This is a genomic window from Hwanghaeella sp. 1Z406 (assembly GCF_048892425.1).
Lineage (GTDB): Bacteria > Pseudomonadota > Alphaproteobacteria > UBA8366 > Aestuariispiraceae > Pacificispira.
This window is the reverse complement of sequence record NZ_JBLZHU010000001.1, coordinates 132,508-146,951: the sequence shown is the minus strand read 5'-3', so window position 1 is coordinate 146,951 and position 14,444 is coordinate 132,508. Positions and strand designations below refer to the sequence as shown.

Here is a 14,444-nt window from a genome sequence, read left to right as displayed (position 1 = left end):
CTGTTTGATCAGCGTTGGGTTCAGTTCAATTCGGCAGCGCGCTTCAGCACGGCGTCTTGATCAAAATCATTGATCTGATCGATGAACTGATTGGTGTACAAAGATTCAGGGTCAACCGTGCCGCCCAAGTCTTCAGTTGCAGACATGAATTCCACCAGATCCACAACGGCTTGCGGTGGGAATTCGCCCCATTTCTCGGCTTCTTCCTTTGTCAGGAATTCTGAGCGTACTTGGAAGATATGCAGGCCAGCCTTGGTCGCTGTCGCATCATCCACACCGGACTGTTTCGTGGCCGGGAAGACCTTGAAATGGGTGGCAACAGTGCCTTCAGGGTTTTCCAGGGCCATCATTGTACCCTGCGCAACGCAACGCAGAACCTTAACAATCAAGTCAGGATTAGTATCAACATAGTCATCCCGAACAAAGTATGAGCTGCCGAATTTCAGCTTTTCTGCATAAGGTGAGCTGAACCGACGCAGCTTCAGCCCCATGTTTTCTGCTGTCGCAATTTGTGAATCCCAGGTTCCCCAGATATCAACCTGGCCAGATTCCAATGCAGCGACCGCCTGTGCACCGACACCGGTTTCAACAATCGTCAAATCCGTGTTCGGGTCCAGACCGGCTTCAGCAATCATGCCTTTGATGATCGATACCAACTGCGCGCCATAGGAAACAACGCCCATGGTTTTGCCTTTGAAATCCTCGATGGATTTGATGTCGCTAGATTCCAGGACAACAGGGAATTGGAAATTCTTCCGCATGTTCATGTAAACGGCTTTGATTGGGGCCCCTTTGGCGCGGGCTTTCACAGCCGCACCCGGTCCCATCAGAACCATGTCGGCCTGGCCGCTAAGGACGGCCTGCATCGCCGCCGATGAATTGGTCGGCTGAAGGGTTACGTCAACGCCTTCATTTTCCCAGCATTTCGTTGCGATGGGCAGCGAGGTATTGTTGGCCTGTGACGTATCCAGAACCTTCGTACCAATGGCCAATGTAAAAGGCTTCAGTTCAGCGGCCGTTGCACTGCTGAGTGCAGATGCGCCGATACCAATGGCGACAAGTGCGCCAAACGCGATAGATTTTTTCACAGTTTCTCTCCCGAAGTTAGATTTAGGCGTCGTCTTCCAGACGCCACGCTATTGTTTGATGTATGTATCCGGCCTTCTTATGGGCGGCTGATTGTCCGGGATGCTTTGTGCATCTACGGCCATAGGGAACGGCTTGATTTAAGCCGTTATTTGGTTCTTCGATAGGGGGCGCATTGGCGTGACACATGACCGTCAACGCCCCACGAATCCAGGTTGCCGTCGCTCTTGAAAAGCGCGGCGTCCCTCGCTGAAATCTCGACTTGAGAACAGCAGTATCTGATGGTCGATTTCTGCCTTCAGGACATCATCCAGCGGGGCCGGCCCGCGTGCCAGAATGTCCTTGGCCGCGGCAATAGACAGGGGGGCTGTCTCCAGAAACGCGCCCGCGGCTGCGACCGCCGCGTCGACAACATCCCCTTCTTGCGCCACCTCATCAACCAGACCCAACTGCAACGCTTGGGCCGCTGTCAGCGTTCCAGACCGAAACATCAAACGCTTTGTTTCCGCGATGCCGATGCGTTGTGGCAATGACCACAACAGCCCCATATCACCCGTCAACCCGACCTTCCCAAATACCGCACCAAAACTTGCATTCGGGGTGGCAAAGACAAGGTCACAGGCACAGGCCAGCGACAGCCCAGCCCCAAAGGCGTATCCCTGCACGGCGGCAACGACTGGTTTAGGCCCGGCGGCGACCAGACGAACCAGCCGGTGCGACGTGCTCAACCGCAGTCGTATCGCCGCTGGATCGGATTCCGGCAGACTGTTCAGGTCACCCCCGGCACAGAATGATTTTCCGCTTCCTGTCAGCACAATGGCGCGACAATCGGCATCTGCGACGGCATCTTCCATCGACCCCAGAAGGGCGTCGCGCAGATCCGGCGTAAGGGCGTTTCGTGTGTCCGGCTGATCCATGGTAATGACCCGGACACCCTTATGATTCACAATAGAAACAGCAGATGAGGTCATGGCTGCACCACCAATCGGCTGGCCTTGTGTTCGGTTCGGGGCAAAGAGCCCTGTGGCATAGCCTGCACTGTCGCGCGAATGTTCAGCTTTTCCTTGATCGCCGCAGCCAGCACAGCGGAAAGTGCGTCTTGATCAGCACCATCCTCCACTTCTGCCTGAATGCGAATTCCCTTCAGCAGACCAGAATCAGGGTCACGCACGCTGTCATCCACAATCAGACGGTATTCATTCAGGAATCCGTCCGTGCCCCGCACGATTTCTTCGACCGCAGAGGGGAAAACATTCACACCGCGCACGATCAGCATATCATCAGCGCGCCCTTTAACGCCCCCCAGAAGACGCGCATGCGTGCGACCACAGGAACAGGGGGACTGGTCGCGAACAACCACATCCCCGGTCCACCAGCGCACCAAAGGTCCGGCTTCTTTGTCCAGATGGGTCAGGACAAGAACACCCGGTTCCCCATCCGCAACATCGTTGCCCGTTTTTGCATCCAGGACTTCTGCATAGACGAAATCTTCGGCGACATGGGGTCCCTGACGTTCTGGACAGTCAAAGCCAATCGTCTGGAATTCCAAACTGCCATAGGCGTCATAGCACCGCGCATCCCAAAGCTTTTCAATCCGTTGGCGCGTCGCCGGAATATTTCCTCCGGGTTCCCCACCAACCATGATGCTGTGCACTTTTGAGTCCGCCGGGTCATAACCAAGCTTCTTTGCCACCTCGCCCAGATACACCATGAAAGACGGCGTGCCGCAGATCACCGTGGACCCGAATTCGAACATGGTTCTGATCTGACGTTCTGTATCCTGGCTTCCAGCCGGAATAACGGCAGCGCCCAGGCGTTGATATCCCGCCGTCGCACCAAGGCCACCCACAAACCAGGAATACGTGAAAAGACACTGGAAGATATCGCCACGCCGGACGCCCTGAGCATAGGCGTATCGCGCATACAGGTCGGCCCAGCGCTCTAAATCACGCGCGGACCAGAATTGCGGTGCGGGTTTTGCAGATGTGCCAGATGAAAAATGGATCCGCGCCAGATTTTCGCGGTCAACCGCCAAAAAATCCCCGAAAGGCGGATCATTTGACAAGGCCGCGACATAGTCGACTTTCTTTGTCAGCGGCAAGCGCTTCAGGTCTTCAAAACCATTGAAATCCCCCGGCTTGAAACCGACTTCCGCAAACTTCTTCTGATAATAGACACTGTTGGCACCCACATAGCCAAGCTGGCGCTTTAAGGCTGCCAATTGATAGGATTCTAGTTGATCGCGAGAAAAGGTCTCCCGCTGATCCCAGAATGTTTCGTTATGGGGAAATGTCGTCATCGCACGCGCGCCCCAAGGCCACGCAAAGCAAAAGTCGCAACCTCATCAACCAGTTTCCGACGATCTTCTTTGGATTGATTGCGACGCTCGCGATACCAGATTGTGGTCCAGTTCAGCGATCCCAGAAACGCCTTTACGGTCAGGCGCGTATTTTGCTGCGGCACCTGACCGGCAGCCATCGCCTCTTCAATTTTTGAGGCAAAAAGGCCCTCATACTCATCACGCAATAAAAGTATTTGCTTCAATGTCTTCATCTGCTTCGGGGTGGTTGCCCCGGTCAAATGCATTTCAAGACCCTGAACAGCGACCCGTTGATACGCAATGTTGGAGATAATGACTGTCAGATGGCCAACCGCCATATGGTATAGCTGTTCCAGCGGGTCGTGACCTTCGGACATCGCCTCGCGAACCGCCCCGATATCCATCGCCATGCCGCATAAATGCACATCAAAGAACAGGTCGGCCTTGCTGCGGTAATGGTGATAAATGCGCCCCTTGGTGCAGCCCAGAATATCGGCAACATCATCAATGCTGGCAGCGGCAAAACCTTTGCGCATGAATGCCTCTGCGGCGGCATTCAGAATATCGATCTTCGAATCATCCATATCGCCAAAGGCAGCTGAATGGGCGCGCATAAGATCACTCATGCCGTCACCCTTTCACTTTCGGAGGAAATTTCCGTATGTTCCGCCTTAATGGCTCTGGCAATGACCAGCCGCTGGATCTCTGATGTTCCTTCATAAATTTCCGTGGCGCGCTGGTCGCGGTACAACCGCTCCACCAAATTCGGCTTCACATAACCGGCACCACCGAAAATCTGCACACCAAGATTAACGGTGTCATGCGCCACCTCACTGCAGAACAGCTTTGCCTGCGCCGCGATCACCGACACATCCTGACCAGCCTGATAGGCTGCTGCTGCGGCATACATCAGCATGCGCGCGGCACTTAACCGTGTGGCAATATCGGCCAAGGGGAATCCGATCCCCTGATGATCAATGATATTGGACCCAAAGGTCACACGCTGCGCGGCATGTTTCGCAGCCGCATGATAGGCCGCCATCGCAATGCCACAGGACTGTGCCGCAACCGAAATGCGCCCGACCTCCAGCGCACCCATGGCAACACGAAAGGCCTGACCCGGCCCTGCCAGCATCGCACTGTCATCGACCAGCGCATCAAAACGCAATTGCGCGTTAACCGTGCCGCGCATCCCCATCTTGTCTTCATACCGGACAACCGTCACGCCGCCCTGTGCAGCATCAACCAGGAATGCAGCGACCCCCCGATGACCGGCGCCAGGCTTGGTTTGGGCGAACACGACATAGCTGTCAGAAACACCACCACCACCGATCCAGCATTTCTCGCCCTTCAGGCGCCACTTGCCACCTTCACGCACAGCGGAAAGAGAAATTGCCGCCGGGTCGGAGCCTGCGCCTTCCTCACTCAAGGCAAAGGCAACAGACTTCAACGCTCCATCCTGTTTCAGCAGGAATCGACGCTTTTGTTCATCGGTTCCCGCCAGAAGAACCGGGCTCACCCCCAATTGAAGGGTTGCGATAATGCCAGAGGTGGACGCGCATCCCGCAGCAACCTCTTCCATAACAGCACACAGCGCGGTGATGGATGCCCCGCCGCCATACGGCTTGGGAAGAATCATGCCGCCAATTCCGGAGTCACGCAGAATATCAATGTATTCGACGGGATACCGCTGCTCGGCATCCAGGACCGCGGCCGCCGGCGCAAAATGATCAGCAGTCAACCGCCGCGCCATTTCCTGCCACTGCGCTTCCTCAGCCGTTAAATTTGGGGCCCAAATCGTTGAATTCACACCAAACTCCATCTCAAAAAAGTCATTTTCAAAGCACTTTTTTAGGCCACCTCCAGAAAAGGTGTTGCAAAGAACCTACTAGGTAGTATGTATTTGTCAACGTGTTTTCACATGGTTAGACGAATTTTCGTTTTCGCTAACCCTGTATTTTCACAAAGAGCATCAGAATAAGCATCTTCGCGACGGGGCCTGCATGACAGCGGATTTACAGAACTTATTGAATTGGTCGATCCCGACGGCACGACAAAAAATCGCGCCAAAGGATGTCATGTTGTATGGGCTGGCAATCGGGCTGGGGGGCGACCCTCTGGACGAGCGTCAACTGCGATATGTTTATGAAAGTGACCTTCGCGTTGCGCCGACAATGGCCGCGGTACTGGCCTATCCTGGCTTCTGGCAAAAGGAACCTGGTACGGGTCTGGACTGGGTGCGCCTGCTCCATGCGGAGCAATCGATAGAAATTCACGCCCCCCTGCCCACCAATGCCGAATTGATTGGAACAACACGCATCACCGGCGTTGTCGACAAGGGGGCCGACAAGGGTTCCTTGATGTATCAGTCTCGCGACATCACCAATGCCGAAACGAATGAGCTGATCGCAACATCTTCCATGACGTCTTTCTGTCGTGGTGACGGCGGCATCGGCAATTATGGGGATGCGCCAGCACCTGCTGCGGAAATCCCGGATACTCCGGCGGATGCCGTGTGTGACATGACGACATTGCCGCAATCTGCGCTTCTGTATCGGTTGTGCGGTGACATGAACCCCCTGCATGTCGACCCATCCACCGCCAGGGCGGCCGGATTTGATCGACCCATCCTGCATGGATTGTGCACGTTTGGCGTATGCGGTCACGCGATCCTTAAGGCGATCTGTGACTATGACGGCAGCCGCCTCAAATCGATGCGTGTTCGGTTTTCCGCGCCTGTCTATCCCGGAGAAACATTGCGCACCGAATTCTGGCGTGTAACGCCGACCGACATCCGTTTTCGCAGTCGAATTGTAGAGCGGGATCTGTTGGTGCTGAACAATGGTCAGGCCCTTCTGACCCACTGATTGACTCTAACGAAATGGAATAAACTGCTGTGCTGGAACAGGAAACACGCCAACAAATTCGCGACATGCTGGAACGCTTTGTTGCAGAGGAACTGATCCCCGCTGAAGCGGAAATGGCTGCGAACAAAGCCGTTCCGGACCATCTGATCACCAAGATGGCCGATATGGGTCTGTTTGGATTGTCGGTCCCGTCCGAATGGGGCGGCTTGGGAATGACGCTGGAAGAAGAGGTCGAAGTTCTGCTGATCCTGTGCCGTGCAAGCCTGTCTTTCCGATCTGTCCTTGGAATCAATAATGGTGTCGGGTCCTATGGCATCCTGGTCCATGGCAGCGACGAGCAACGCGCGCGCCACCTTTCCAGGCTGGCATCCGGGGAAGAAATTGCGTCTTTCTGTCTGACAGAACCGGATTTTGGATCAGATGCCGCAAGCATCCGCACACGCGCCACACGGGACGGCGATAGCTGGGTCCTGAACGGCACGAAACGCTATATCACCAATGCCCCCCATGCTGGCGTTTTCACCATCATCGCCCGCACGGACCCGAACAGCACCAACCACAAGGGCCTGAGCGCCTTTCTGGTGGAGCGCGGGACACCCGGGCTGGAAGTCGGCGCGACCGACGAGAAAATGGGCTTGGTCGGATCCCATACCGCCGATGTCATTCTGAACAATTGCCGCATCCCCGCAGAATCAATGTTGGGACAAGAGGGGGACGGATTCAAAATTGCAATGTCCGCCCTGGAGCGCGGACGGATCGGCATCGCCGCATCCGCAGCAGGGATGAGCCGCCGCCTGATCGATGAAGCAATCGCCTATGCGCAGACCCGGACGACATTCGGCAAACCAATTGCAGACCATCAATTGATCCAGGCGATGATCGCAGATTCAGAGACAGAGGCTTTTGCAGCAGAATCCATGATCATGGAATCGGCCAGACGCTATGACGCCGGTCAGGACTGCTCCCGAGAAGCCAGTTGTTGCAAGTTATTCGCCACAGAAGCGGTCGGTCGCATCGCAGATCGCACCCTGCAGATTTTCGGCGGTGCCGGATATATGCGCGACTATCCAATCGAGCAGCTTTATCGCGATGTGCGTGTTCTTCGAATCTACGAAGGCACGTCACAGATCCAACAATTGATCATCGCAAAAAACCTGTTGAAGCAAGGGGCATCTTCGATGCGCCGGAAATAGGGAGGACCCTCCATGACACAAAGCACTAATCCAGACCGCGTTTTAGAAGGCAAGGTCATCATCGTTACGGGCGCAGGACGCGGAATCGGACGCGGCATTGCCATGCTGGCCGCCCAACATGGCGCAAAAGTCGTCGTCAATGATGTTGGGGCAAGCGGCGACGGTAAGGGCAAGGATGGCTCCCCCGCGGACGACGTCGTGACTGAAATTCGCCAGGCTGGCGGGGAAGCCGTCGCGAACACAGACTCTGTCGCTGAATATTCCGCTGCTGAGAAAATTGTCGCCTGTGCGATGGACACATTCGGTCGCCTGGACGGGGTTATGAACAATGCCGGCATTCTGCGCGACACGATATTCCACAAGCTGGACCCTGCGGATTGGGAGGCCGTCATCGGCGTGAACCTGCATGGCCCATTCAATGTTTCGCGCGCAGCGGCCCCGCATTTCCGCAATCAAAGCAGCGGGGCCTTTGTCCATATGACATCCGCGTCGGCATTGATCGGAAATCTGGCACAGGCGCATTATTCTGCTGCAAAGCTGGGTGTTGTTGCTTTGTCAAAATCGATTGCGTTGGACATGGAACGCTATTCTGTCCGGTCAAACTGTATCTGCCCCTTTGCATGGACACGACTGGTCGCAACGATCCCGGGCGATACGCCAGAGGAAAAGGCCCGTGTGGAACGCATGCAGCAAATGTCACCGGACAAAATAGCCCCCCTGGCTGTCAGTCTGCTGTCAGACCTCGCCGCATCGGTAAACGGGCAGGTCTTTGCGTCTCGCAATCACGAGATTTTTCTGATGGGCCAGCCGCGTCCCTTGCGCGGTATGCAGCGCAGCGACGGCTGGACACCGCATCAGATCGCCACCCATGCTTTCCCCGCAATGGCCGCGCAATTCTATCCTCTGGACCGTTCCAATGACGTGTTCGGTTGGGACCCGGTGTAAGGAAAGTCACACAATGAAAAACCCTGAAAACTCCACTGCGCAAATTGGCATTGTTGGTTACGGTGTCTCCATCCCAAAACGCCGGATCGACCGAAAGGTTATTGCGACCGCACATCGCTGGTTCAATCCAGGTCTAATGGGGGCCGCAAAGGGTCGCCGATCCCAATGTCGTTGGGATGAAGATGTGATTACACTAGCGACGGCGGCAATCCGTGACGCTGTGCCAACTGACAGAATTGACACTGTGCAGGATCTATTCCTGTCCTCCACGACATTGCCCTTTGCCGACCGACAGAATGCAACTGTCGTCGCAGAAGCCTGTGGCATGTCCTCAGAAATCCGCACGCTGGACAACACAGGCTCCCTTCGCGCAGGCACCAGTGCCTTGATAACCGCCTTGGAAAAGGCCTCGACGGGGGTGAAAATTTGTGTCGCCGCCGACAGCCGCCGCGCAAAACCAGGAAGCCTGGACGAGCTTTCTTTTGGCCATGGTGCTGCTGCGATCGCCATAGGCAGCGACACGATCATTGCCGAATTCATAGGCTCCCACAGTGTCAGCGACGACTTTGTGGATCACTATCGCGCCGCACACAGCCCCTTTGATTATCAGTGGGAGGCACGATGGGCCCGCGACGAAGGAACCACGAAAACTTTACCGGGTGCTGTATCAGCGCTGTTGGGAAAAGTCGGCCTTGAAACTAAAGACATCAGCCATGTCGTAATTCCCGCCGGATCACAACGGGACGCCGCGCGACTGGCAAAGGTATCCGGCCTTTCTGACCAAGCCGTCATTGCGCCCCCTGAACTGGAATGCGGGCATCTTGGCGCGGCACAGTCTGGTCTGGTGCTAAGCCGTGCCTTGGATGCGGCCCAGCCTGGACAATATATTCTGGTCGCTGGCATCGGTCAGGGGTGTGACGTTCTGTTGTTCCGTACCACCGATCACCTGCTTGAATATCGTGACAGAAAACGGGCAGAAGACGCGATTGGCAGCGGCATCGAAGACGACAATTACTTTCGGTTCCTAGCCTTTGAAGGCACATTGGAAATGGAAGCAGGCATTCGCGCAGAGGCTGACCTGAAGACAGCCCATTCGGTCGCATACCGAGCGCATGATCAACTTACCGGCCTTCATGCCGGTCGGTGCGGGGCCTGTGGCACAGTCCAATTCCCGAAAGAGAGAAAATGCGTCAATCCAGACTGTCATGAAATCGATCAGATGCAGCCATATCCCTTGGCGGACAAACCGGCAAAGGTTGTTTCCTTCACGCGCGATGCGCTGGCCTATCATCCAGATCCCCCTTCGGTCTATGGCATGATCGCCTTTGAAGGCGGCGGGCGATTGATGATCGAATTTGTCGAATGGGATGACACGCCTTTGACGGTGGGCGCCCCGGTTCGTCTGGTCTTCCGCATCAAGGACATCGATCACCATCGCGGCTATCGCCGGTATTTCTGGAAAGCTATTCCGGCCTGAACAGGTCGCGCTGAATAAAGGGAGAGTTTCATGGCACAGGGCATTAAAGACAAAGTCGCGATCATCGGGATGGGATGCAGCCGGTTCGGCGAACGCTGGAATGACAGCGCCGAAGACCTGATGGTCGAAGCATTTCAGGAAGCCATCGCTGACGCCGGGATCGGTCAATCGGAAATCGGCGCGGCCTGGTTTGGAACATCCTATGAAGAAATTGGCGTTGGAAAGTCATCCATTCCCTTGGCGTCGGCGTTGCGTTTGCAATCAATACCGGTCACCCGGGTTGAGAATCTGTGCGCGTCTGGATCAGAAGCCGTCCGGGGCGCGGCCTATGCCGTCGCATCGGGTGCTTGTGACATCGCCCTGGCATTGGGCGTCGAGAAATTAAAGGATACCGGATATGGCGGTCTGCCGGTCCGTACCCGCGGATCCTTTAACGATTTGTGGATGCCATCCATGTCCGCCCCCGGCATGTTTGCACAGCTGGCATCCGCCTATACCGCAAAGCACGGCGCAGATCCGCAGGATCTGAAACGCGCATTGGCCCATATATCGGTGAAGAGCCACCGCAATGGTGCCCTGAACCCAAAGGCGCATCTGCGTAAGGAAATTTCTGAACAACAGGCCTTGGGGGCCCCGATTGTAGCGGAACCCCTGGGCATATTCGATTGCTGCGGTGTGTCGGACGGTGCGGCGTGCGCGATCGTAGCGACGCCAGAAATCGCGGCCGCTTTGGGCAAGAAAGACATTGTGACGATCAAGGCAATGCAGCTTGCCGTCAGCGACGGCAGCGAGATGTCCCATAACAGTTGGGACGGTACCAGCATCGTCAATACCCGGACGGCCTCTGCCCGCGCCTATAAGGAAGCTGGAATTTCTGATCCCAGCACCGAGATCGGCGCAATAGAAGTTCATGACTGCTTTTCCATCACCGAAATGGTCACTATGGAAGACCTTGGATTCTCAAAAGATGGCGAAGCAATCACTGACATTCTGGATGGGCGCTATGACCATGACGGCACCATCCCATGCCAGATCGACGGTGGTCTGAAATGCTTTGGCCACCCTATCGGGGCGTCAGGCATTCGGATGATGTATGAAATCTATCTGCAGCTTCTGGGCCGTGCCGATGCACGCCAGTTAAAGAACATAGATTTTGGCCTGACCCACAATCTGGGTGGCGCGCCTGTTTCAAACGTTGCATCCGTAAATGTGCTTGGGCGGCTGCGGTGACCAAAGGGGCGACACCCTCTCCTGTCCTAGCTGCGGGATGTTTGATCAATCATCACGCGCTGGTGACAGGCGGGGGCAGCGGCATTGGGCGCGCAATCGCTGTGCGACTGGCAGAATTGGGCGCGACAGTGCGGATTGTCGGACGACATGCCGCCGCCCTGGAAGAGACCTGTGCAATGGGCCCCAAAGACCGCATCCTTGCGATACAAGGGGACATTCGGCAAGAACAGGATCGCCATCGAATAATCAATGCCCTGCCCGTCACCGATGGCCTGGATATCCTGGTCAACAATGCCGGTGGACAATTCTATGCGGCCGCGCGGGATATTTCAGACCGGGGCTGGGACTCTGTCATAGACCTCAATCTCAACGCGACCTTCAAGCTAACGCGCGGCCTGTTTGATCATCTGGCCCAGCGTGGCGGCAGCGTGGTCAATATCTCGTTATCCGGTACGGAACGCGGCACGTCTGGATTGGCGCATTCCATCGCCGCCCGCGCCGGGGTCTTAGGTTTCAGTCGCACCCTGGCCCTGGAATGGGCGAAACATGACATTCGGATCAATTGCCTGTCACCCGGCACCGTTCTATCCCCCGCATTTGTATCGGCTGCGACGCCAGAAACCGTTGAACGCCTGATCTCAGCAACGCCTGCTGGACGAACCACGCACCCGGAAGAAGTCGCCGAAATGGTCGCCTTTCTGGCCAGTTCCAGTGCCGCAATGCTGACCGGCCAGATTTTCATGCTGGATGGCGGTGCGCATATCGGACCCGGTCTTGGCATGATTTGACCTGAAGTACGTGAAAGATTCTAAGAGCCAATCAAGAAAGTGAGTTCTCATGACATATTCGTCCCCCGTTCATATCGAAATCGTGGATGCGATCGCCCTGATTGCAATAGACAACCCGCCCGTGAATGCGACGTCTCATGCCGTTCGCCAAGGCCTGTTTGACGCCATAGAGAAAATCACAGCGCAATCAGAGATCAAGGCTGTTGCAATTTATGGCATGGGCCGAACCTTTATAGCAGGTGCAGATATTCGCGAATTCGGTAAACCCCTGCTGCCCCCGTCATTGCCTGATATCTGCCTGTCGATTGAAAACCTGAATAAACCGGTCGTGGCTGTTCTGCATGGAACCGCGTTGGGTGGCGGACTGGAAGTCGCCCTTTCGGCCCATGCCCGTGTCGCCCTGCCAGGCACAAAGCTGGGCCTGCCTGAGGTCAATCTGGGCATCCTGCCGGGCGCTGGGGGCACACAACGCACACCGCGACTGATCGGCATTCCTGCGGCACTGGACATGGTTACCACCGGACGACATGTTCCAGCAGAAGAAGCCCTTGAATTAGGTCTTATCGACCGCATCCAGGGCGGTGACCCGCGTGATGTTGCACTCTCCATGGCGACGGCTGCACTCAAAGGCGACCTCCCTACGCGCAGCACAGCAAACCTGACAGTCGTTCCAAACGACGCCGCGATAAAGGACACGGCTGAGACCCTGAAAGCCAAAAAACCGCATCTGTTTTCCCCGCATAAATGTGTTGAAGCAATTGCAGCGGCATCCACTTTGCCGTTTGCAGACGGATTGAAGCGAGAGCGCGAATTGTTTCTGGAATGCATGGAAAGCCCCCAGAGAACGGGCCTGATGCATGCCTTTTTCGCTGAGCGTGCCGTGGCCGATATCCCCGAAAAGACTGCACAGGCCAGACCTATTGAGGCGTTGGGCGTTATCGGGGGCGGTCAGATGGGATCTGGCATTGCGACCGCTGCGCTGATTGCGGGCCTGCCGGTGACGCTCGTGGAACGAGACACAGCATCACTGGAAAAAGGGAAAGCTTCGATTGAAAAGAACCTTGCCGCGGCTGTGAAGCGTGGAAAATTGAGCCCGGAAAAGCATGACGAGATTCTAGGCCACGCATTGACCTGCACGACCAACCGACAGAATCTTTCGGAGTCAGACCTTATCATCGAAGCCGTTTTCGAAGATATGGAGGTGAAGAAGGAAATTTTCCGCGCCCTGGATGGTATTGCAAAAGACGGCGCGGTTCTGGCAACCAACACCTCATATTTGGACATTAACGAAATTGCTGCTGTCACCAAACGGCCCGCCGATGTGATTGGCTTGCACTTTTTCTCCCCCGCCCATGTCATGCGGCTGTTGGAAGTCGTCGTCCCGGACAAGACCGCGCCACAGGTTGTTGCGACCGGCTTCGCCTTGGCCAAGAAAATGCGAAAAATCGCCGTGCGCGCCGGGGTCTGTGACGGATTTATCGGCAACCGCATATTGTCACATTACAAGAAAGTGGCTGATTATCTGGTCCTGGACGGTGCGACCCCGCAACAAGTGGACCAGGCGCTCGTGGAATTTGGTCTGGCCATGGGACCGTTTGCAGTTTCTGATTTGGCGGGCCTGGAGATTGGCTGGGCGACCCGCAAACGTCAGGCCGCAACCCGTCCATCGGAAGAACGCTACGTTGCCATCGCAGATCGGATTTGCGAACGCGAATGGTATGGGCGAAAGACTGGACAGGGATTTTACGTCTATCCCGAGTCCGGGAAACCCTATGCCAACCCCGAGGTCGACGTCATTATTCAGGAGGAACGCCAGAAAGCGGGCGTCACTCCCCGTGAGTTCAGCAATGACGAAATTGTTGCCCGATTCACCACTGCAATGATTTCAGAAGCACTTCGTGTGCTGGAAGAAGGCATCGCCCTGCGCCCCATAGACATTGATGCCACATTCTTGTTTGGCTACGGCTTCCCGCGCTTTCGTGGAGGCCCGATGCATTATGCCAACACGGTCGGCGTGCCAAATTTAATTCAAAGTATCGAAACCTGGAGCATAGAGGACGCACATTTCTGGAAGGTTCCGGACCTCCTATCCCAACTGAATAAAGACAGCGCAGATATCGCATCACTGAACTGATGCATATTTTCTGAAAGGCGAATTGAGGTGAAGCAGCATCTCAGAACGGTCCCTTGTGGCTGGATACTGCTATTGTGCCCGGATCTTCAAAACATCAGAAAGCCAGTTCCATTGCGAAGAACCAGCAACCAGCATTGGTGCGGAAAATTTATGCCTATCTCAAAATGAGCCAACCCAATTTAAATCGATCCTACTCTAGCAATTCCTCACCCGCCGCTTGCATCCCGCTTGCTTACCGACGTTGAGTTTAGCGAGGGGAATGAGACAGCAAAAAGCCCCTAACCTATTGGGTCAGGGGCTCATTATTTGATTGCGGGGGTAAGATTTGAACCTACGACCTTCAGGTTATGAGTTTGAAGTCCGCTTGTTCTCTCAGGATGCAGGGAGATGGATGGAGATACTTT

At 55.5% G+C, this 14,444-nt stretch carries 12 protein-coding genes; 7 read left to right on the top strand and 5 right to left on the bottom strand.

The window, feature by feature from the left end; genetic code table 11:
• Nucleotides 1–20: 20 nt before the first annotated feature.
• The 5 genes from ACOSDR_RS00655 to ACOSDR_RS00635 all read right to left on the bottom strand — a co-directional run bounded on the left by ACOSDR_RS00655 (nucleotide 21) and on the right by ACOSDR_RS00635 (nucleotide 5,216).
• A complete protein-coding gene (locus ACOSDR_RS00655) occupies nucleotides 21–1,088 on the bottom strand; it encodes an ABC transporter substrate-binding protein (protein ID WP_420730082.1) in 1,068 nt (355 codons plus the stop codon).
• A 192-nt stretch (nucleotides 1,089–1,280) separates the two neighbouring features.
• Complete coding sequence (locus ACOSDR_RS00650) at nucleotides 1,281–2,057, bottom strand: enoyl-CoA hydratase/isomerase family protein (protein ID WP_420730081.1); 777 nt, start codon at nucleotides 2,055–2,057, stop codon at nucleotides 1,281–1,283.
• Nucleotides 2,054–3,385, bottom strand: a complete 1,332-nt coding sequence (locus ACOSDR_RS00645; protein ID WP_420730080.1) for a phenylacetate--CoA ligase family protein — start codon at nucleotides 3,383–3,385, stop codon at nucleotides 2,054–2,056. The genes ACOSDR_RS00650 and ACOSDR_RS00645 overlap by 4 nt, the downstream gene beginning before the upstream one ends.
• Entirely contained in the window at nucleotides 3,382–4,032 is a 651-nt protein-coding gene (locus ACOSDR_RS00640; protein ID WP_420730079.1) for a TetR/AcrR family transcriptional regulator, read from the bottom strand. The genes ACOSDR_RS00645 and ACOSDR_RS00640 overlap by 4 nt, the downstream gene beginning before the upstream one ends.
• A complete protein-coding gene (locus ACOSDR_RS00635; RefSeq protein ID WP_420730078.1) occupies nucleotides 4,029–5,216 on the bottom strand; it encodes an acyl-CoA dehydrogenase family protein in 1,188 nt (395 codons plus the stop codon). Before ACOSDR_RS00635 ends, ACOSDR_RS00640 begins: the two co-directional genes overlap by 4 nt.
• Nucleotides 5,217–5,409: 193 nt before the next feature.
• On the opposite strand from ACOSDR_RS00635, the gene ACOSDR_RS00630 reads away from it, so the two are divergent.
• Genes ACOSDR_RS00630 through ACOSDR_RS00600 form a run of 7 tightly spaced genes read left to right on the top strand, consistent with a single transcriptional unit; the run spans nucleotide 5,410 to nucleotide 14,040 of the window.
• Complete coding sequence (locus ACOSDR_RS00630; RefSeq protein ID WP_420730077.1) at nucleotides 5,410–6,273, top strand: MaoC/PaaZ C-terminal domain-containing protein; 864 nt, start codon at nucleotides 5,410–5,412, stop codon at nucleotides 6,271–6,273.
• A 29-nt stretch (nucleotides 6,274–6,302) separates the two neighbouring features.
• Nucleotides 6,303–7,466 (top strand): acyl-CoA dehydrogenase family protein, encoded by a 1,164-nt coding sequence (locus ACOSDR_RS00625; RefSeq protein WP_420730076.1) that lies wholly within the window; start codon nucleotides 6,303–6,305, stop codon nucleotides 7,464–7,466.
• Between the two features lie 12 nt (nucleotides 7,467–7,478).
• Nucleotides 7,479–8,411, top strand: a complete 933-nt coding sequence (locus ACOSDR_RS00620; protein WP_420730075.1) for an SDR family NAD(P)-dependent oxidoreductase — start codon at nucleotides 7,479–7,481, stop codon at nucleotides 8,409–8,411.
• Nucleotides 8,412–8,424: 13 nt separating this feature from the next.
• Entirely contained in the window at nucleotides 8,425–9,888 is a 1,464-nt protein-coding gene (locus ACOSDR_RS00615; RefSeq protein ID WP_420730074.1) for an OB-fold domain-containing protein, read from the top strand.
• A gap of 30 nt (nucleotides 9,889–9,918) precedes the next feature.
• Nucleotides 9,919–11,118 (top strand): acetyl-CoA acetyltransferase, encoded by a 1,200-nt coding sequence (locus tag ACOSDR_RS00610; RefSeq protein WP_420730073.1) that lies wholly within the window; start codon nucleotides 9,919–9,921, stop codon nucleotides 11,116–11,118.
• Nucleotides 11,115–11,906 carry an SDR family NAD(P)-dependent oxidoreductase gene (locus tag ACOSDR_RS00605; RefSeq protein WP_420730072.1) on the top strand — a complete coding sequence of 264 codons (792 nt, stop codon included), beginning with the start codon at nucleotides 11,115–11,117 and terminating at the stop codon, nucleotides 11,904–11,906. The genes ACOSDR_RS00610 and ACOSDR_RS00605 overlap by 4 nt, the downstream gene beginning before the upstream one ends.
• Nucleotides 11,907–11,955: 49 nt before the next feature.
• A complete protein-coding gene (locus ACOSDR_RS00600; protein ID WP_420730071.1) occupies nucleotides 11,956–14,040 on the top strand; it encodes a 3-hydroxyacyl-CoA dehydrogenase NAD-binding domain-containing protein in 2,085 nt (694 codons plus the stop codon).
• Nucleotides 14,041–14,444 lie beyond the last annotated feature (404 nt).

What these genes read in the sequence shown, in the direction of transcription:
- ACOSDR_RS00600 (WP_420730071.1), top strand. Translation starts at nt 11,956, where the DNA reads ATGACATATTCGTCCCCCGTTCATATCGAAATCGTGGATGCGATCGCC.
- ACOSDR_RS00645 (WP_420730080.1), bottom strand. Translation starts at nt 3,385, where the DNA reads ATGACGACATTTCCCCATAACGAAACATTCTGGGATCAGCGGGAGACC.
- ACOSDR_RS00650 (WP_420730081.1), bottom strand. Translation starts at nt 2,057, where the DNA reads ATGACCTCATCTGCTGTTTCTATTGTGAATCATAAGGGTGTCCGGGTC.
- ACOSDR_RS00620 (WP_420730075.1), top strand. Translation starts at nt 7,479, where the DNA reads ATGACACAAAGCACTAATCCAGACCGCGTTTTAGAAGGCAAGGTCATC.
- ACOSDR_RS00610 (WP_420730073.1), top strand. Translation starts at nt 9,919, where the DNA reads ATGGCACAGGGCATTAAAGACAAAGTCGCGATCATCGGGATGGGATGC.
- ACOSDR_RS00630 (WP_420730077.1), top strand. Translation starts at nt 5,410, where the DNA reads ATGACAGCGGATTTACAGAACTTATTGAATTGGTCGATCCCGACGGCA.
- ACOSDR_RS00640 (WP_420730079.1), bottom strand. Translation starts at nt 4,032, where the DNA reads ATGAGTGATCTTATGCGCGCCCATTCAGCTGCCTTTGGCGATATGGAT.
- ACOSDR_RS00615 (WP_420730074.1), top strand. Translation starts at nt 8,425, where the DNA reads ATGAAAAACCCTGAAAACTCCACTGCGCAAATTGGCATTGTTGGTTAC.